At 41.2% G+C, this 19,502-nt stretch carries 12 protein-coding genes and 1 pseudogene; 9 read left to right on the top strand and 4 right to left on the bottom strand.

Annotated elements, in window-relative coordinates; translation table 11 throughout:
- The first annotated feature begins 113 nt into the window (after window positions 1–113).
- The 4 genes and pseudogenes from nadK (at window position 114) to P4S60_RS06295 (ending at window position 3,854) form a co-directional block, all read left to right on the top strand.
- Window positions 114–997: pseudogene (gene nadK, locus P4S60_RS06310) on the top strand (NAD(+) kinase).
- A 94-nt stretch (window positions 998–1,091) separates the two neighbouring features.
- The gene (locus P4S60_RS06305; protein ID WP_119851984.1) at window positions 1,092–1,655 is read left to right on the top strand and encodes a hypothetical protein; all 564 of its coding nucleotides are present in this window, start codon (window positions 1,092–1,094) and stop codon (window positions 1,653–1,655) included.
- A 68-nt stretch (window positions 1,656–1,723) separates the two neighbouring features.
- On the top strand, window positions 1,724–3,397 hold the full coding sequence (gene recN / locus P4S60_RS06300; protein WP_337115379.1) for a DNA repair protein RecN: 1,674 nt from the start codon (window positions 1,724–1,726) through the stop codon (window positions 3,395–3,397).
- A 58-nt stretch (window positions 3,398–3,455) separates the two neighbouring features.
- A complete protein-coding gene (locus P4S60_RS06295) occupies window positions 3,456–3,854 on the top strand; it encodes a hypothetical protein (RefSeq protein ID WP_337115378.1) in 399 nt (132 codons plus the stop codon).
- Window positions 3,855–3,929: 75 nt separating this feature from the next.
- On the opposite strand, the gene P4S60_RS06290 is transcribed toward P4S60_RS06295, so the two are convergent.
- On the bottom strand, window positions 3,930–5,525 hold the full coding sequence (locus P4S60_RS06290; protein ID WP_337115377.1) for a hypothetical protein: 1,596 nt from the start codon (window positions 5,523–5,525) through the stop codon (window positions 3,930–3,932).
- 316 nt (window positions 5,526–5,841) lie between these two features.
- On the opposite strand from P4S60_RS06290, the gene P4S60_RS06285 reads away from it, so the two are divergent.
- Both P4S60_RS06285 and P4S60_RS06280 read left to right on the top strand, forming a co-directional pair.
- Complete coding sequence (locus P4S60_RS06285) at window positions 5,842–7,884, top strand: ATP-binding protein (RefSeq protein WP_337115376.1); 2,043 nt, start codon at window positions 5,842–5,844, stop codon at window positions 7,882–7,884.
- A 229-nt stretch (window positions 7,885–8,113) separates the two neighbouring features.
- Window positions 8,114–8,413, top strand: a complete 300-nt coding sequence (locus tag P4S60_RS06280; RefSeq protein ID WP_337115375.1) for a hypothetical protein — start codon at window positions 8,114–8,116, stop codon at window positions 8,411–8,413.
- A 22-nt stretch (window positions 8,414–8,435) separates the two neighbouring features.
- On the opposite strand, the gene P4S60_RS06275 is transcribed toward P4S60_RS06280, so the two are convergent.
- The 3 genes from P4S60_RS06275 to gltB form a co-directional block, all read right to left on the bottom strand.
- On the bottom strand, window positions 8,436–9,353 hold the full coding sequence (locus tag P4S60_RS06275; protein ID WP_337115374.1) for a response regulator: 918 nt from the start codon (window positions 9,351–9,353) through the stop codon (window positions 8,436–8,438).
- Between the two features lie 260 nt (window positions 9,354–9,613).
- Window positions 9,614–11,029 carry an FAD-dependent oxidoreductase gene (locus P4S60_RS06270; RefSeq protein ID WP_063705857.1) on the bottom strand — a complete coding sequence of 472 codons (1,416 nt, stop codon included), beginning with the start codon at window positions 11,027–11,029 and terminating at the stop codon, window positions 9,614–9,616.
- A 9-nt stretch (window positions 11,030–11,038) separates the two neighbouring features.
- Window positions 11,039–15,496: a glutamate synthase large subunit gene (gltB, locus tag P4S60_RS06265; protein WP_337115373.1), complete on the bottom strand. Its 4,458-nt coding sequence runs from the start codon at window positions 15,494–15,496 to the stop codon at window positions 11,039–11,041.
- Window positions 15,497–16,192: 696 nt separating this feature from the next.
- Here gltB and P4S60_RS06260 point away from each other — a divergent pair.
- From P4S60_RS06260 to P4S60_RS06250, 3 genes are read left to right on the top strand one after another with little or no spacing between them, the layout of a single operon-like run.
- The gene (locus P4S60_RS06260; RefSeq protein WP_337115372.1) at window positions 16,193–17,446 is read left to right on the top strand and encodes an efflux RND transporter periplasmic adaptor subunit; all 1,254 of its coding nucleotides are present in this window, start codon (window positions 16,193–16,195) and stop codon (window positions 17,444–17,446) included.
- A 21-nt stretch (window positions 17,447–17,467) separates the two neighbouring features.
- Window positions 17,468–18,175 carry an ABC transporter ATP-binding protein gene (locus P4S60_RS06255; protein ID WP_054551528.1) on the top strand — a complete coding sequence of 236 codons (708 nt, stop codon included), beginning with the start codon at window positions 17,468–17,470 and terminating at the stop codon, window positions 18,173–18,175.
- Between the two features lie 2 nt (window positions 18,176–18,177).
- On the top strand, window positions 18,178–19,491 hold the full coding sequence (locus P4S60_RS06250) for an ABC transporter permease (RefSeq protein WP_337115371.1): 1,314 nt from the start codon (window positions 18,178–18,180) through the stop codon (window positions 19,489–19,491).
- Window positions 19,492–19,502: the final 11 nt, after the last annotated feature.

Here is a 19,502-nt window from a genome sequence, read left to right as displayed (position 1 = left end):
ACATCTTGCTTCTTGCCAGTGGATATTTGGGCGCAGCAAGTTTATTTCAAGTTATTTTCAAAGCATTAATTTTTAATGTAATCTAGCGATATGAAAGTTTAAGTGCAAATAACATGGATTCACCGTTTAAAACCATAGGTTTAATTGGCAAACCTAATCACAGTGCTGCGGCTGCTACACTTGGTCGTCTACACACATTTTTGCGCGCATTAGGTTTTGAAGTGCTAGTAGAACAACGAACTGGCCGCCAGCTTGATGAGGTTCCCGCAGAAAACTTAGTCAAACTCGTTGATTTAGGTGAACGAGCAGATTTAGCGATTGTCGTGGGCGGTGATGGTAACATGCTTGGTGCTGCACGAGTTTTGGCACGTTTTGATGTGGCAGTTATTGGTGTAAACCGTGGTAATTTAGGGTTTTTAACCGATTTAAACCCAGAAGGTTTTGAAGCCAGCTTGGAACAAGTCTTAAGTGGTCAATTCCTCGAAGAAAAACGCTTCTTGCTTGAAGTTGAAGTATATCGTCACGCCGAACTGAAAAGTGCAAACTTGGCAGTGAATGAAGCAGTACTTCATGCTGATAAAGTTGCCCACATGATTGAGTTTGAAGCCTTTATTAACAACGACTTTGTATTCTCTCAACGCTCTGATGGACTAATTGTCTCAACCCCAACAGGTTCAACTGCTTATTCATTATCTGGTGGTGGGCCGATTTTAACGCCAGAGCTCAATGCAATTTCATTAGTTCCTATGTTCCCGCATACATTATCAAGCCGCCCCCTTGTGGTTGATGCCGACAACGAAGTACGTTTAAAGCTCAGTCTTGAAAATACCGATAGCCTGCAAGTTAGTTGTGACAGCCATGTAGTTTTAGCTGTGTTACCTGGCGATGAAGTGGTGATAAAAAAGGCAGATAAACGCCTTCGCTTGATTCATCCGAAGGAGTACTCTTATTACAATGTATTAAGAAAAAATTAAACTGGGGAAGCCGCTTATTTTAAGCGGCTTTTTTATCTCAATTGATTGCCAAGACTCCTTGATTAGCGCAAAATAATCAAACTTAATGCTGTATTATTTTAAGGATTCTAAGCCGAAATGAGCTATATCGTTTTTCTTGCTCTATTATTACTCATTACCTTACTAGGTTGTTACTGGATGGTTGAGAGCAACCGTCGCAAAGCGATTGAAGCTGAAAAAAAGCGTTTTAATCAGCGAGTAAAAGAAATTAACAACGATTTTAAAGACAAACTAATCGACTTTAGTGAAGTTAAGCTTATTCGCCCGAAAAATATTTCGCGCTTAAGTATGATCACCAGTAATTACTTTGTTGTACAAGCCCATAACGAAGAAAACCTTACATACCTTGAATACATCAGTGACCTACTAATTAATACAATCATGATGGAAGCGAGTAAAGCACAAGGCCCAGAACAAATAGACCAACTAGCTGACCGACTTCAGTATTTTATGGCTGAATTACCTTACAATGGCATCGAATACAATAAAGCATTTTACCAAGAAGCTCTGCCTTCTCTGATTGAAGTGATTAAATATCAGCCCCCCAAGGATTTACAGGATGATCAGCCGCCAGCCCAGAGCACACCAGCGCCAAATGATTCATACCAAGAAAATCAGCTGTCAGAATTAAGCAAAGCATAAAAATTTAATTTGCAAAACCCGAAAACACTGTATAAATTAACAGTTAATTGACTGGATGGATAAACAGTATGTTAATCGGGTTAGAAATTAAAAACTTTGCCATTGTAAGTAATTTAAGTACTGAGTGGCACAATGGTATGACAGCCATTACAGGTGAAACAGGTGCGGGTAAATCAATTGCAATTGATGCCCTGTCATTATGTTTAGGCGAACGTGCTGATGCAGGTGCTGTTCGCCCTGGTACTGATCGTGCAGAAATATGCGCACAATTTGATATTAGCCAGCTCCCTCTTGCCCAACACTTTTTAGAGCAACATTTACTTTCAAGCACTGAAGGCGAATGTTTACTACGCCGTGTTATTTGCAAGAATGGTCGTAGCAAAAGTTATATTAATGGCAGCTCCGTCACCGCTGCACAGTTAAAAGAGTTAGGTCAGTATTTAATTTCGATTCATGGCCAACATGCTCACCAGCATTTATTAAAAGCTGAGCATCAATTACACCTACTCGATGCCTATGCAGGACACAATCAGCTATTAGCGGATGTAAAAGAGCGTTATAAAACCTACCAAGCATTACTCAAAGAGTTTAACCAGCTTGAACAGCAACAGCAGCAACAAGCAGCTCAAAAGCAATTACTTGAGTATCAAGTTGCTGAGCTTGATGAATTTGCGCTACAGCCGGGTGAATTTGAAGAGATTGAAGCTGAGCACCACAAATTAAGCCACAGCCAGACTATTTTAGAATCATGTCAGAGAGAGCTACAACACTTATATGAAAGTGATGAGCAAAGTGCATGTTCGTTATTACAACACAGTGCTCAGCAATTTGCTGAATTGGCAAGCTATGATGAAAGCCTTTCAAGCATTGCATCGTTATTAAGTGAAGCTGCCGTGCAAGTTGAAGAAGCAAGCCGTGAAATTCGCAGCTATGTTGATGTAACCGACTTAGATCCGGCACGATTAGACGAAGTTGAGACTCGTTTAACAGGTGCTATGGACCTTGCTCGTAAACATCACATAAAACCCGAAGAATTGGTTGAATTTCATCAGTCTATTGCCGAAGAGTTAGCATCGATTAGTTATAACAGCGACCGCCTTGTGGCACTTGAAAGCGAAATCAGCGATGCCCTTGAGCAATACAAACAAGCAGCTCAACTATTGAGTGAGAGCCGCCATAGTTATGCAGATACGCTTAATCAATTAATTAGTGATAGCATGGCGAACTTATCAATGGAAAACGGCAAGTTTGCGATTGATATCCAACAAACTAGCGATAAAGCACCAAGTGCGATGGGTTTTGATACTGTGTCGTTTTTAGTATCGACCAACCCGGGTCAACCAATGCAAGCACTGTCTAAAGTGGCTTCTGGCGGTGAGTTATCGCGCATTAGTTTAGCTATTCAGGTAATTATTGCTCAACGTGTTACTACCCCTACACTGATTTTCGATGAAGTTGATGTGGGTATTTCAGGCCCTACCGCTTCTGCAGTTGGCAAGCTATTACGCCAGCTAGGTAAATCGACCCAAGTTATTTGTGTAACTCACTTGCCACAAGTTGCAAGCTCTGGGCATCAGCAATTTTTTGTAGCCAAAGAAATTGCAAACGGCGAGACCTTTACGCAAATGAATAAACTTTCAAAAGATGGCCGTATCGATGAAATTGCCCGACTACTTGCTGGCGACAACATTAGTAAAATGGCACGAGCGAATGCCAAAGAACTTATTAGCGCTCATGCATAACTCAGTTTTAACTATAAAACTTAGCTTGTTAATGAATTTGATGGTGTAGAGTTTATAAATGAAAAATAAAAAAATACTTACAGCTTTGGGGCTTGCCTTAATAACGCTTAACTCAGGGCATTCGTTTGGCGCAGTGGTAGAGCCTCCCTATCAAGGTACGCAATTAGTCGTTACTTTATTTGAATGCTTTTTAATTGCCCTCCCTACTAGCGCATTATTTTTGATTGTTTGGAGTCGATGGAAACATTTACGTTTTAAGCAGTTATTACAAACAGTGTTAAATTCATCGTTGGTTGTAATGCTTATTAGCCTAATAATAGTCAATCAATTAGCACAGGGTATATCGTCTTGGTTAATTGTCTTAGCAATAAGCCATACTTTGCTTGTAAGCGTTAATTATTTAATGGTTAAACAGCACACGAATAGAGTAAAAAGTACCCTAACAGGCTGTTGGTAAACAAAATCATAGTTAAATATAAAAATCGCGAAGTAAAAATACTTCGCGATTTTTATATGATTATATATATTAAGCTTACTCAATTTCGCTGGCGAAATTAATTAAGTTCATAAATAAACGGTCTGTCATACTTGAAACACCTGTACCCTCAGTATAGTTACCAATTTTACCTTGATTGGTAAGCATCCCACTATCTGATAAAAGAATATCACCCGTTTCTGAATCAAGCACTATCGTTGGTAAGCCATCTTGGTTTACAGCTAACACTTGCGTACCCACTGGCATTTCAGAGAAGTATCCTTTAGCACCACCCGCTTGATAGAAACTAGTTACACCACCAAATGGGCCAGCAAAAATAGCCTGTTGAGCTTGAGTGCTTACGCCTTCAGGGTTTTGTGTATTTGGACCATCCACATAACCAACACGAGTAACCGTGTAGCCCCATTTCGCATACACTATTTCATTAGGCATGTCGGAATCAGCTGCAATAATAGTGACATTGCCTGGTTTTTTTGACCAGTTATAAAGCTCTTGGACTTCTGCTTGGGAGACCTCTGTATCATGGAAAGTTCCCATATAGAAGATATCTGTATCATAGCTATCGATAGCAGCTTCTGTAATAGAGTTTGCTGCAGCAAATTCGTGATTTATTGAGACTGTTTTATTAACAATTCCACCTTCGCCAAAATTTGTAGAGCTCATCAGTTTTGCGATTGGCTCATAAAATAACTTCCCATTCAAAGTATAATTTTGCCATGTCGCCTTTCGTTCTTTATCGATACTTGTGATAACAAACGACTCAGCACTTGTACTACAGGTTGGCTGGGTATAGCACGCAACCGGTTTTAATGTATTAAGTGCCAAATCGTTAATACGCATTGGGTAAGTACCCATTGCACATGTTTTCCCCGTTTCAATCGACGCTTTATACAGCTTAGTTACATTGTGATTACCTTGGTCATTTATTACTTCACGAGAAATAAGCAGCTCACCATTTTGATCAAGTGCAGCACCTGTTACCGTTGTTAAACCATGTTCAGACTTTTTCGATAACTCAAGTGTAGAAAGGTCCAAAGAGAAAATGCTTGTTGCAGAAATCAAATAGACTTCACCATTTTTAACAACCATATCACCACGGAAAATATCTAAGCTACTACCATAGCCTGTCATATTACCTACAAACTGGGTTTCACCAGAATCTGGATAAATAACATAGAACTTACTGCCTTTAGAGCCATAAATAACATCACGGCTTGGATCATACACCAAACGAGTCATTGGACTTGTTCTAGCAACTTCTGTATGTGTATTTGTTTCCATATCAACATAGGCTAATTTAGTATATTTATACTTTTCGCCTTTGATTGGTAAATCTTTTAATTCTTCATCTGATAAATTCAACGCACTTGGATCTAACTTGTACGTTAAAGCGCGTGGTGCTGAAACATAATATAAGCGATTACGAGTACTATCGAACGCCATTGCGGCTGAAGAAAACTTCGCTTTTGAATGAATAGCTGCTGTTTGTGCTTGTTCATCAAGCGAAAAAACAACGCCTAAATGGCCTCGGCCGGAGTTAATACCATAGAGCTCGCCGGTGCAGTTATTTGCCGCAGCATCAGCAGTAACTGCTCCGCATACCATCAGTACTGATAGAATAGATTTTTTCATTGTTTTTTCACCTGAATAATTAACCAAAACTTTATTATTAGCAAAAATGACAAATAAATTATTTATCATTAGACTAATTATGCATAAATTATGTTCAATTTAATTCTAGGCTTAAGTCGATTGAATACAATCAGAAATTTTTGATAATGAGTTGAAAAGGTTAAAAACAATAAAATATAGGGCTTAAATAAATAAAGACTAAAACTTTACTATTAAACAGCTATTAACTCACTTTAAAAGCGATGATTACGTGCTTCATATTTTGCACACATTTGCTGGTTAGTATTAGCACACATTAAGCTTATTCTAACTGCAAATGAAATACTCTTTACTTATCGTCGCGTATTTTCTGTCTTTTTCGTGTGTAGCAACCTCACTGCCAAGCTCTCTATTAAATCAAGTCACAGACCTTGAGAATCAAGGTAAGCTCAGTGAAGCTCTCTCTATTCTTGAGCAATACAAGGATAAAAATAACACGACATCAGGCCCTGATGTTGCCATGGCACAAGCGCCTCTTTTGCGTAAACAAGGACATTATAACGAGGCGATAGAACTGTTACTGCCATTACAGAAACTAGCTAGTCTGAGTAAAAAGGACCAATACCATATTCAAAAAGAGTTGGGGATCAACTACCGTCGCCAAGTAAAAACTATAGAAGCAAAAAATCATTATATGGCAGCCTTAGCGCTTGCCAACGAACTTGAAGACACAAACCTACAAGCCCAAAGCCATAGCAATTTAGGTTCGCTATATGACACACTGAATGACCTTGAACAATCAATGCATCATCAGGTAAAAGCACAAGGTTTATTAGAAAACAGCGTTAATTATGAACTGGTTGCCACTAACTTTTATAACCTAGCAAATCTTGCTCAAAGACTTGATGACCTCTCTCAATCTGAGTACTTCTATAAAAAAGCACTTGAGTTTGACATTAAAACCAAAAACCAAATGAATATTGCCGATACCAGCTTACAACTTGCCAAGCTGGTGTATAAACGGGGTGATTTGGAGCAAGCGCTCCCTTTATTAAATAATGCCTATACTCGTTTAGCTGACGTCAAGGCATATGAAAATATGGCTACAGCTAAACATACACTGATGCAATTGTATTTGAAGATAGACAACCAGCATATGGCGCTCAGCAGTGCAGAGTCTGGCCTCAATGCGGCACTTAAATCTGGCACAACGTTAAGCCAACTCTATTCTTACTTTAATTTAATTGAACTGCATTTAGCACTTAAAAACCCTGAGCTCATTGGTCTTTATTTAAGCCGCACAAAAGAGTTGTTAGTGGGTATTGATAATCGCTTATTGAATCAAAAACAGCATGGCTATACCGCAATTTATGCTGAACTTATCGGCGATTACAAACTAGCAGCTGAGCAGTTAAAGCTTGAAAATAAACTGGCCGAATCTTTGTTTGAAGAGCATTTAAATCAAGCTGTCGAAAAAAACAAAAAGCAACTAACAGCTATTGAGCAACAGCAACGCATTGATGATGAGATTCAAAAAAATAAACTCGCTACTGCACAAATGAATAACCAACGACTAGAAAAACAAATTTGGTTGCTAACTGCCGGTATTGTTTTGTTGTTTAGCACCCTTGCCTTAGTGCTCTATTACTTTAAACATCGAAAAGCATTATTTAAAGCAAAGCTTTATCAATACAACTTGATTGAAAAAGACAAAATGCTTGCTGATATTTCCCATGAATTACGCACCCCACTGAGCGTTTTAAAGCTGCATATAGAAGCGCTTGAGCTTGATATTCAAGAAAACCGCGATCTCGCCTACAGCAAGATTAATGGCAAAATAGCGCAACTAAATAACTTAATTTCAGATGTGTATCAGTTATCTCAAGCTGAAAATAAAACCCTGACATTGAATCTTCAACAATATAATGCCGCGCAGATTTTTGCTGAATACGAGCAAGACATGCGTCGTTATGTTTGCAGTCATCAGCTCACATTTTTTGCTGATATTGTTATTGCAGATGATGTTGCTATCACGGTAGATAAACAAAAATTGGACCAAATTCTCAACAATATTTTTACTAATGCATGCCTTTATACAGACAGCCCAGGCCATGTTCGCCTTAAAGTAAGAGCAAACAAGCAAGAGCTGTTTATTCAAGTCGATGATACCTCTCCAGGTGTCGGCAAAGCACACATTGGCAAGCTCTTTGACCGTTTATATCGTGTCGAAGAATCTCGAAGCCGCGCATCAGGAGGCTCAGGTTTAGGGCTGTCAATTTGTCAGAGCTTTGTTGAATTGATGTCTGGGAATATCAACGCATTACCAGGGAAGTCAGGGGGGTTATGTATCAGAATCTTGCTCCCTTTAAGCAGAAAATAAACCTCTCCATTTTTCCACCACATTTTATTGCTTAAATAGCACTATAAACTACTGTGGAATGGAACCATGTCAGAGTCATTAAAGCATGCTCAATGGGCTAAATCTGTTGAGCGTAAACACCGCCAAAGCCAAATTAAAACAACCAAGAAGTCCCCACTTCCTATTTACGCAGCTGTTTGCCAGCTTATTGATAAGTGCAGGTCTTTATTATGCTAGCTACGAAAAGCCAATGGAGTCCCCACCTCTCACTGAAGCTGCAAAACAGCGTATATCTCAGTTCTTTGCAAAGCAGTTTTTATTAGGACAATGGCGCTTAAATAAAATTAAGTACACAACTGATGCTATTCAAGTGTACGTACAAACACCCTCTGCGATTGCCCTTGAAGGTGAAGCACTAAGCCAATATTTACATTACGCTCTATGTCCAGTCCCAAGCAAACGCATTTGGCAAGATATTCAAGCAAGAGAGTTATCTGTGTATGTGTTCACCCATTCGATTCGAAAAGGTGAACGTACAGTGTGTAACTAATAGAAAAGCGATGAACGCCAAATCAATTGATTTGACGTTCATCATAGCGATAGCCTGCTCCATAAACGGAAGCGACTATCTTAGGAGAGAACTGTAAATTCTTCAGTTTTTTGCGAATATTTTTGATATGGCTGTCGATTACGCGGTCGGTAATATCGAAATTATTAGGTTGGATATGATCAAGTATCTGCTGCCTAGAAAAAACACGCTTTGGGGCTTTGTACAAAAGCATAAATACGTCAAATTCCACTTTAGTTAAACCCAAAGACACACCTTTTATTTCAACTTCTAAAGCGTCTTCGTTTAAGCAAATCGCAGCAGGTGAATTAATCGCTTCGCTGACAACCGGCGCTGGTGCACAGCGTCTTAAAATAGCTTTTACGCGCATCACCAGCTCTGCACCGCTAAAAGGTTTACAGACATAATCATCAGCGCCATGTTCAAGCCCTTTTAGTCTATCAGCCTCTTCAACTTTTGCGGTTACCATGATAATAGGTACCATAGAAAAAGCGCGGATCTGCTTCATGCACTCCACGCCATCTAAATTAGGTAACATCACATCTAAAATTATCGCATCTGGTTTATTTGCTTTAACCCATAAAACCACAGCACTGCCATCAGTGATGTGGTGAGTGGTAAAGCCAGATGCATTGAAGAACAACAGCACTTGCTCTGCAATATCTAAGTCGTCTTCGACGACTAATATCTGGGGCATTTTTATTTCCGTTTTATATTTTTTTATTGTTTTTAATTGTTGCTTCACCATCGCTTTAAGCGCATCTGATAAGGTTTCATCAAATAAAACCATGGTCAGAATATCGTGCAGGTCTTCACTGTTCATGACCTCATCAAGTAAATCATTTTCAGATTTTGAACTTGGCTGAAAAAAGCTTAACTGCTCGTTATTAGTGTGTTCGCAAAACATTTTCTTTTTATCCATGTTGTTAGCATCAAATATTCAGATGGGCTTCTGCCTCTGATAAACATTAAAACGCAACAATATGGAGCAAATATGGAGTTAGTACAAAATAATGAATTTTCTCTGTTCAACAGTAAAATTCATTCGAGAATTGTAGGTAATAAGCGCTATTTTTTCATTGTTTTTCTTAATCTTGATTAAATTCTCAAAATAGCTAAAAAGTAGGCAAAAAAAGCAAGCTAGGCAGCTTGCTTTTAAACATATGAAATGGCGACTTAGGATTAAACGCCTAAATAATCCATAATCCCTTCAGCGGCATTTCGGCCTTCGAAAATAGCCGTTACCACTAAGTCTGAGCCGCGGACAATATCGCCACCAGCAAAGATTTTAGGATTAGTTGTTTGGTGAGTAAACTCGCCTTTTTCTGGTGCATTGATACCGCCCCAATGATTGATTTCAACACCATACGGTTCTAACCAATCCATTTTATGAGGTTTAAAACCAAATGCCATGAGCACCTTGGTCGCTTCAATAATATGCTCAGAGCCGGCTACTTCTTCAGCACGGCGACGACCATTTTCATCCGGCTCACCGAGTTGTGTTTTAACCATTTTAACGCCAGCAACTTTGCCTTGCTCATCAACCACAATCCCTTTTGGCTGAACGTTAAAGGTAAACTCAACGCCCTCTTCACGGGCATTTTTAACTTCCCGTTTTGAGCCTGGCATGTTTTCTTCGTCTCGACGATACGCACAGGTAACCTGTGTAGCACCTTGACGAATAGAGGTTCTCACACAGTCCATCGCAGTATCACCACCGCCTAATACAACGACTTTTTCGTTCGCCATATCGATATAAGCTTGCTTGTCTTCTGCATAGCCCATAACACGGTTTGTGTTACCTATTAAGAATGGCAATGCATCAAACACACCGTCTGCATCTTCATTTTCAAGCCCTGCACGCATACTTTGATAAGTACCCACCCCTAAGAATACGGCATCATATTCAGCCAAAATTTCATCAAGGGTAATGTCAACACCAACTTCAGTGTTTAGCTTAAACTCGACACCCATTTCCGTGAAGATTTCGCGACGCTTTTGCATCACTTCTTTTTCAAGTTTGAATGATGGAATACCAAAAGTAAGAAGCCCGCCGATTTCTGGGTGGCGGTCAAACACCACAGGCTTCACACCGTTACGTACTAAAATATCCGCACAGCCTAAGCCAGCTGGGCCAGCACCAATGATAGCCACTTTTTTGTCAGACCAAACCACATATGACATATCTGGTTTCCAGCCCATCTTGAAGGCCGTATCTGTGATGTACTTTTCGATATTACCGATAGTGACAGCACCGAACTCTTCTTCTAGCGTACATGAGCCTTCACATAAGCGATCTTGTGGACAAACTCGGCCACACACCTCGGGTAAGCTGTTGGTACGGTGAGAAAGCTCTGCCGCTTCTAAAATACGGCCAGTACGAATTAACTTTAACCATTGTGGAATATAGTTATGTACTGGGCATTTCCATTCACAGTAAGGGTTACCACAATCTAAACAACGGTCCGCCTGTGAGTTAACTTGAGTCTCAGAGAACGGCTCATATATTTCTACGAAAGATTGCTTACGTGCTGAGATTGGCTTTTTACGCGGATCAACACGTTGTACATCGATAAACTGGTATACATTTTCGCTCATACTACCCCCTTACTGAGCCTGAACACGAAGCTCTGCGCTGCTGCGCGCTCGGTGTCCGAGTAAACTTTTTACATCACTAGATTTTGGCTTAACCAATTTAAACATCGGCATGTATAAATCAAAGTTAGCTAAAATCTGCTCAGCGCGGTTTGAGCCAGTCAGCTCTAAATGCTCAGCAATGAGACCGCGTAAATGCTCTTGATGAGAAGCTAAGCTCTCAAGCGTAACAATTTCAACAAGCTCTGGGTTAATGCGTTTTTCAAAGTCTTTGCCTTCATCAAGAATATAGGCAAAGCCACCTGTCATACCCGCACCAAAGTTGATACCGACTTTGCCAAGTACGCACACTACACCGCCAGTCATATATTCACAGCCGTTATCACCGACACCTTCTACAACTGCTTGTACGCCTGAGTTACGAACAGCAAAACGTTCACCTGCAGAGCCAGCAGCAAATAACTTACCACCCGTTGCCCCGTATAAACAGGTATTGCCAGCAATCGTTGCTTTGTGGCTTTCGAACGATGAACCAAGCGGCGGGCGAATTACCAGCTTACCGCCAGCCATGCCTTTACCAACATAGTCATTGGCATCACCAACAAGGGTCATTTCAAGACCACCCGCATTCCATACCCCAAATGATTGACCCGCTGTACCATGAAGCTCAATAGAGACAGGATCAGCAGCCATACCTTGGTTGCCATGTTTAGAGGCAATATAGCCCGATAACATCGCGCCCACAGAGCGGTCGGTATTACAAATACGGCTTACCAATGAGGTCCCCGATTTTTCGTCAATTGCTTGTTTTGCTTTTTCAAGCAAGGTTTCATTTAGCTGACCTAAGTAGTGTGAGCTATTTGGCGCACTACAATACAGTGTTTCACCTGTTGGGTTGTTCGGCACAGCAATCACAGACGAAAGATCCACTTTCTTTTGCTTCTCTGTATTACCTTCAATTGCTTCAAGTAAGTCCAAACGACCAATTAAATCTGTTAAACGAGTCACCCCTAAACTTGCCATAATTTGGCGTGCTTCTTGGGCAATAAACTTGAAGTAGTTCATCGCCATTTCAGGCAGACCATGATAATGCTTTTGACGCAGTGTATCGTCTTGCGTTGCAACACCGGTCGCACAGTTGTTTAAGTGACAAATACGCAGATACTTACAACCAAGAGCCACCATAGGACCAGTACCAAAGCCAAAGCTTTCAGCACCTAAAATAGCAGCTTTAATGATGTCTAGACCCGTTTTAAGACCACCATCGGTTTGTAAACGAATACGGTGACGTAAGCCATTTTCTACTAGCGCTTGTTGAGTTTCAGCAAGGCCAAGCTCCCATGGGCTACCTGCATATTTCACCGAAGTAAGCGGGCTTGCACCGGTACCACCGTCATAACCTGCAATCGTGATTAAATCGGCATACGCTTTGGCAACACCCGTTGCGATAGTACCGACACCCGGCTCAGAGACTAGTTTCACCGAAATCAGTGCTTCTGGGTTTACTTGTTTTAAATCGAAAATTAGCTGGGCTAAATCTTCAATCGAATAAATATCGTGATGCGGCGGTGGAGAAATCAAAGTCACACCTGGCACTGAGTAACGCAATTTTGCAATATACGGCGTCACTTTTTCACCTGGTAATTGACCACCCTCGCCTGGTTTTGCACCTTGCGCCACTTTAATCTGAATCACATCAGCGCTACGTAAGTAATGCGGTGTTACACCAAAGCGGCCAGAAGCAACCTGTTTAATACGTGAGTTTTTCTCTGTGCCGTAGCGAAGCTTGTCTTCACCACCCTCGCCAGAGTTTGAACAACCACCTAAACGATTCATCGCTATTGCTAACGCTTCATGCGCTTCTGGTGATAACGCACCAATACTCATTGCTGCTGAGTCAAAACGTTTGTATAGCTCAGTTGCAGGTTCTACGTCATCAATACTGATGCCTGCATCAGGTACTTTCAGTGCAAGCATGTCACGTAAGTTAGTGATCGGACGATTATTAACCAGATCAGCATACGCTACATAGTCACTATATTCCCCAGAACGCACAGCTTTTTGCAGTGTTTGAATAACGTCTGGGTTATAAGCATGGTATTCACCGCCATGAACATATTTTAATAAGCCGCCATGGCTTAATAGTTTACGTTTACTAAATGCCAACTTATGAAGCTTGCGTTGGTCATCATCAAAATCAGTGAAACAGGCCCCTTTAATACGGCTTGCAACGCCATTAAAACAAGTTTCTACAATCGCGTCAGACAAACCGACTGCTTCAAACAACATTGAGCAGCGATAAGATGCAACGGTACTGATACCCATTTTCGACATGATTTTATACAAGCCTTTATTTATCGCGTTACGATAGGCAAGTGTGACCTCACAATAGCTCTTGTTAAGAATCTTTTTGTCACTCATCGCAACTAAAGATTCATAAGCAAGGTACGGATAAATAGCCGTCGCGCCAAAACCAAGTAATACCGCAAACTGATGCGCATCACGGACACTACCCGATTCGATGATAATGTTTGATTCACAACGTAAGTTATTATCAACTAAACGCTTTTGAATAGAACCAACCGCCATTGCTGCCGGAATAGGTAACTGTATTTCACTGAAGTTACGGTCACTTAACACAAGCATTACGCAACCCGCTGCCGCTTTTTCTTGCGCTTCATCACATATACGCGTGATGGCGTTTTCAAGGCCCTCTTCTGCAGTGTAAGTAATATCGATTTTGCAATAGCTATAATGCGCTTGATCAGCACTTAAAAGCTGTTTCATGTCTGCATACATCAAAATAGGTGTATCAAACTGTAAGCGCTTTGCGTGACCAGTTGTTTCGTTAAATACGTTTTGCTCACTACCAATACAGGTTGCCAATGACATAACATGGTTTTCACGAAGCGGATCAATCGGTGGATTGGTTACTTGCGCAAATTTTTGTCTAAAGTAATCAAACAGCGAACGATGACCTTCTGACAGTACCGCAAATGGCGTGTCATCCCCCATTGAACCTGTTGCTTCTTGGCCATTTTCACCCATTACACGAATAACGCTATCAAGTTCTTCGTTGGTGTAGCCAAACATTTTTTGATACTTAAGCAATGTTTCATCATCAAATGAACGGTTACCTGCGTCTTTTTCTGCAAGCTGTTCAAATGGCGTTAAACGCTTAACGTTTGCTTCAAGCCATGCTTTATATGGATGACGTGACTTAAGGTCTTGGTCAATTTCATCTGAATGCCAAATTTTACCTTGGTGAGTATCAATAACTAACAGTTCACCCGGGCCCACACGGCCTTTCTCAACCACTTCATCAGGCGCGTAGTCCCAAATACCGACTTCTGAGGCAAGGGTAATAAAACCATCCTGAGTGATTACATAACGCGCTGGGCGTAAACCGTTACGGTCAAGGTTACAGGCTGCAAAACGGCCATCAGACATAACAATACCAGCCGGGCCATCCCATGGTTCCATATGCATTGAGTTAAAGTCATAGAATGCACGTAGGTCTTCATCCATAGCACGGTTTTTTTGCCATGCTGGCGGCACAAGCATACGCATTGCACGGAATAAATCCATGCCTCCCGCTAAGAACAACTCAAGCATATTATCTAAGCTTGAAGAGTCAGAGCCGCTTTCGTTAACGAATGGTGCAGCTGATTGCAAATCAGGAATAAGTGGTGAGGCAAACTTGTACGCACGGGCACGGGCCCACTGGCGGTTACCTTGAATCGTATTGATTTCACCATTATGCGCTAAATAACGGAATGGTTGTGCAAGTGGCCAACGAGGTTGTGTATTAGTAGAGAAACGTTGGTGAAATACACAAATCGCACTAGTCATGCGAATGTCAGCTAAATCTAAATAAAAGTTAGGCAAGTCTACAGGCATCATTAAGCCTTTATAGACAGTGACCAAACCAGATAAGCTGGCAATATAAAAATGTTCATCGTTTTCGAGGCGCTTTTCAGCACGACGACGCGCTACATATAAGCGACGTTCTAAATCTTTTGGACGCCAGCCTTCTGGTGCGCTAACAAAAATTTGTTCAAAGCCTGGTAGTTGTTTTTTTGCAATTGGCCCTAAACATGACGCATCGGTAGGTACTACGCGCCAGCCTTGAATGCTCAAGGTTTCTTTTTCGAGTTCTTCACTCAACACATCTTTAGCTGTTTGCGCAAGTACAGGATCGGCATTTAAAAATACCATGCCTACGGCGTAGTTCTTTCCTAGATGCCAATCATGTTCGCTGGCAATAGCACGAAAGAAACTATCAGGTTTTTGCATTAATAAACCACAACCATCACCGGTTTTACCATCGGCAGAAATACCCCCACGGTGCTCCATGCGATCTAAGCCAGTGATTGCTGTTCGAATCAAGCGATGGCTCGCCTGACCATTGACCTGGGCTATTAAGCCAAAGCCACAATTATCTTTTTCTAATTTTGAGTCGTATAACATAGACCCCTCCCCTTGCTACAACGACTAGCGGTTCAGTCTTTTGTGACAGTGCTAGCAGACGAACAAAACTATCGCCAAATATCCCATGAGTCAATAGAGTTTTGAATACATATTCATATTCATGAATATTTCTCACTTAAGGCACACTTTAAATTCTAAGCTAAATTTTTACATTTAGTCGTATTTTACCCGTTATTTTTTTATGACACTGGTGTCAAATTTAACAACTTGTAAAAAAACAATCTAAAAACCCGCACCTTTACGTTAACGTAAACTGCGCTCAATATTGAATAATTATTCACGCAATGAATATCAATGCAGTTTTTAATGGGCTCTAGTGCAGTACAGCTGCATCATTATTTACTCTTGGCTTTAGCATAGTTACAAACTATGTATCTGAGCAGCCGACCTTAGTCGCAATGTCTTAGTCTGTTTACCTATGCGTCAACAATCAGCAATTTAAAAGTGTCCGTCGCGGACACTTTTTCTGTCCGCGGACAGATAAAAAACCTGTAACAAAAACAAAACCAATTAAAAATCAACAAATTAAAAACTGGCACACTACTAGTATAGATAAGACATCAGCGAAATTGAGGATTTCAAAATGTTCACTATCAGTTTGTTTATGGCTTCTCCACTTACCATGCTTGCCGTTGGCTTCATGATCGTGTGTTTTGAGAATCGTAAGGAGTTAAAATGATTAAGGATACCAGTGCCCAAGATATTACCGTGGCGAAGAAAAACACCATAAAAAAACCACTTATAGTAGCAGCGGGTTTAATACTTGTTGGTGCGCTTGGCTTTCAAGCATTATTTGCAAGTAGCGATGGCAGCATTTCGGTAGATGCAGCGAGCTTACAAATTAGTGAAGTGACTCAAAAGACGCTCATCAGAGATGTGGCCGCGAGCGGTAAAATCGTTGCAGCTAATGCGCCGAAGGTTTATAGCCCTGAACGTGGTTTTGTCGATTTAAAAGTAAAAGCCGGTGACAGCGTTGAGATAAATGAAGTGATCGCAACCGTAACCAGCCCTGAGCTAACCAACGAGCTAAAGCAACAGCAATCGGTATTAGCACGATTGGAAGGCGAATTACAGCGCAAGCAACTTGAAGCGCGCAGACAAAAACTGAGCCTGACTAAAGCGCTCGATTTAGCGCAAGTTGAACTCAATGCCGCAGATAGAGAAAACCGCCGAGCTAAAATCTCTATCGAGAAACATTTAATTAGCCAAATAGATCTAGAAAAAGCGGTTGATGACTTAGCCCGTGCCAAGCTTTCTTATAAGCACGCCGAGCAAGAAGTTAATCTAGCCAAAGATACCCTCGCATTTGAGCTAAAGGCCGCAGAGCGTGATCTGGCTCGTCAGCAACTGATTGTTGACGACTTACTCAGACAAGTAAATGAACTTACTATCACTGCCAGTGTAAGCGGCATTGTGGGTAACTTATTAGTGCAACAAAAAGAAGCGGTCACACAAAGCCAACCATTAATGACATTGGTCGATTTAAGTAACTTTGAAACAGAACTGCAAGTACCAGAAAGCTACGCCAATGAGCTGGGTCTTGGTATGCAAGTTGAGCTTACTTTAGGTGCTCGTCATGTCACAGGCACGCTATCGGCTATATCACCTGAAGTAAATAATCGCGAAGTCACAACCCGCGTACGCTTTGACAATGAGATTTCTGGCATTCGCCAAAACCAACGCTTAACCGCACGTATTTTATTAGAGAATCGCGACGATGTATTACAAGTAAAACGCGGCGCATTCTTACAACAAGGTGGCACCCATGCCTATAAGGTTGACGGTGACATGGCTTATTTAATCGATATAAAAACCGGTGCAAGCAGTATTAATGCTGTCGAGATAATTGAAGGCGTAGAGCCTGGCGATAAGTTAATTATCTCGAACTACGATCGCTTTAAAAAAGCAACCACACTGGTTTTACGCTAACAAATAAGAGGAATAATCAACATGCTTACAATGAACAACATCAGCAAAGTGTATCAAACAGATATGGTACAAACACATGCCCTTCGTGACTTTAATCTACAAGTAGAAGAAGGTGAATTTATTGCCGTAACAGGGCCAAGTGGCTCAGGTAAAACCACATTTTTAAACATCGCCGGTATGTTAGAACCATTTAGCGAAGGCCAATACATGCTAGACGGTATTGATGTGGGTAAGCTCAACGACAACCAGCGTGCTGACTTACGTAATCAAAAAATTGGTTTTATTTTCCAAGGCTTCAACCTTATTCCAGATTTGAATCTCTATGAAAATATTGAAGTACCACTGCGTTATCGCGGTATCAAAGCCGCCGAGCGTAAACGCCGAATCGAGCAATGCCTAGAGCAAGTTGGTTTAGCATCACGCGCTAAACACTTACCGCAACAACTTTCTGGTGGTCAACAACAACGTGTGGCTATTGCCAGAGCTCTTGCAGGTGAACCGCGCTTTTTACTTGCCGATGAGCCAACCGGTAATTTAGATAGCTTAATGGCGCGTCAAGTAATGGAGTTACTTGAGCAAATCAACCGTGATGGCGCAACCATCATCATGGTTACTCATGATCCAGAGCTTGCTCGCAGAGCACCACGTAATATCCAAGTTGTTGACGGCCAATTAGCTGATTTCACCTTGTACCAAGGCACTCAAAATCTTAAAGCAGCTGGAGTGTAACCATGTTCCTTCATTATTTAGATTTAAGCTGGCGCAGCTTTAAGCGCACGCCACTTGTGAGCTTTTTAATGGTACTGGCCATTGCCATTGGTATTGGCGTAACCATGACAAGCTTATCTGTGTATCACATGATGTCAGCAGACCCTATTCCTGAAAAAAGTAGCGACCTTTATACTGTACAGCTACAAACTATGGATGAAGGCCGTACGTGGTGGACAGTCGATAACATGCCACTACAATTAACCTATCAAGATGCCGTTAACCTTAATCAAGCGAATGCGGGTGGTAAACGTGTCACTATGGTTAGAACGGGTTTTTCGGTTTATTTAGACTCAGATAAAGTTAAACCATTTATTGGACAAGCACGCCTAACCACGCCTGATTTTTTCGATATGTTTAACCTATCATTTATTTATGGTGGGGTTTGGAGCGCGCAACAAGAAGCCGATGCAGCCCCTGTTGTGGTGATCAATAAAGAATTAAACGACAAGCTATTCTCAGGTGAAAACCCTGTCGGCAAAATGGTGTACCTTGATGATGCCAGCTACGAAGTTATTGGCGTGATTGATGATTGGGATATCACCACCAAATATTATGATCTGAACAACGGTGCATTTAATAAGACCGAGCAACTATTTTTACCATTTAGCCTAATGAAAGCACGCCAGCTTGAAAACTGGGGTAATACAAATGGTTGGAAGCACGAAAAAACCAATACCTTTAACGATAAGCTCAATTCTGAAATGGTGTGGTTACAATTTTGGGTTGAACTAAAAACACCTGCAGAAAAGCAAGCTTACCAAGACTTTTTAATGGCCTATATGCAAGAGCAACAAAAGCTAGGTCGTTTTAACCGCGAAAAATTAACCGCCACTTTACGCGATGTAAATGAGTGGATGCAGTACAACAATGTCGTTAGCGAAGACAACGAAATTCTGGTTGGCCTAAGCTTTATGTTTTTAGCAGTATGCCTTGCCAACATTTTAGGTTTATTACTAGCGAAATTTTTACGCCGCGCTCCTGAGGTCGGTGTGCGCCGTGCATTAGGTGCCAGCAAACGCCAAATATTCTTTCAACATATTGTTGAGGTCGCGATGTTAGGTTTCTTAGGTGGCATCTTCGGAATTATTTTGGCGCAAGTGGGCTTATTAGGCGTACGTCAAAGCTATAGCTACTACCAAAGCTTAGCCACTATGGATTTGACCATGCTACTCAGCGCACCGGTGATTGCAATTAGCACCTGTGTGATAGCGGGTCTGTACCCTGCTTGGCTGGTATGTAAAACCAACCCTGCTATTTATCTTAAGAGCCAATAAGGAAGACACCC

Source organism: Pseudoalteromonas sp. Hal040 (assembly GCF_037162425.1).
Classification (GTDB): Bacteria; Pseudomonadota; Gammaproteobacteria; order Enterobacterales; family Alteromonadaceae; genus Pseudoalteromonas; species Pseudoalteromonas gelatinilytica.
This window is presented reverse-complemented; position numbering and strand designations above follow the sequence as displayed.

Coding starts and splice junctions, on each gene's coding strand:
- P4S60_RS06285 (WP_337115376.1), top strand. CDS start 5,842: ATGAAATACTCTTTACTTATCGTCGCGTATTTTCTGTCTTTTTCGTGT.
- P4S60_RS06280 (WP_337115375.1), top strand. CDS start 8,114: ATGGAGTCCCCACCTCTCACTGAAGCTGCAAAACAGCGTATATCTCAG.
- P4S60_RS06270 (WP_063705857.1), bottom strand. CDS start 11,029: ATGAGCGAAAATGTATACCAGTTTATCGATGTACAACGTGTTGATCCG.
- P4S60_RS06250 (WP_337115371.1), top strand. CDS start 18,178: ATGTTCCTTCATTATTTAGATTTAAGCTGGCGCAGCTTTAAGCGCACG.
- P4S60_RS06305 (WP_119851984.1), top strand. CDS start 1,092: ATGAGCTATATCGTTTTTCTTGCTCTATTATTACTCATTACCTTACTA.
- P4S60_RS06295 (WP_337115378.1), top strand. CDS start 3,456: ATGAAAAATAAAAAAATACTTACAGCTTTGGGGCTTGCCTTAATAACG.
- P4S60_RS06290 (WP_337115377.1), bottom strand. CDS start 5,525: ATGAAAAAATCTATTCTATCAGTACTGATGGTATGCGGAGCAGTTACT.
- gltB (WP_337115373.1), bottom strand. CDS start 15,496: ATGTTATACGACTCAAAATTAGAAAAAGATAATTGTGGCTTTGGCTTA.
- recN (WP_337115379.1), top strand. CDS start 1,724: ATGTTAATCGGGTTAGAAATTAAAAACTTTGCCATTGTAAGTAATTTA.
- P4S60_RS06255 (WP_054551528.1), top strand. CDS start 17,468: ATGCTTACAATGAACAACATCAGCAAAGTGTATCAAACAGATATGGTA.
- P4S60_RS06275 (WP_337115374.1), bottom strand. CDS start 9,353: ATGGATAAAAAGAAAATGTTTTGCGAACACACTAATAACGAGCAGTTA.
- P4S60_RS06260 (WP_337115372.1), top strand. CDS start 16,193: ATGATTAAGGATACCAGTGCCCAAGATATTACCGTGGCGAAGAAAAAC.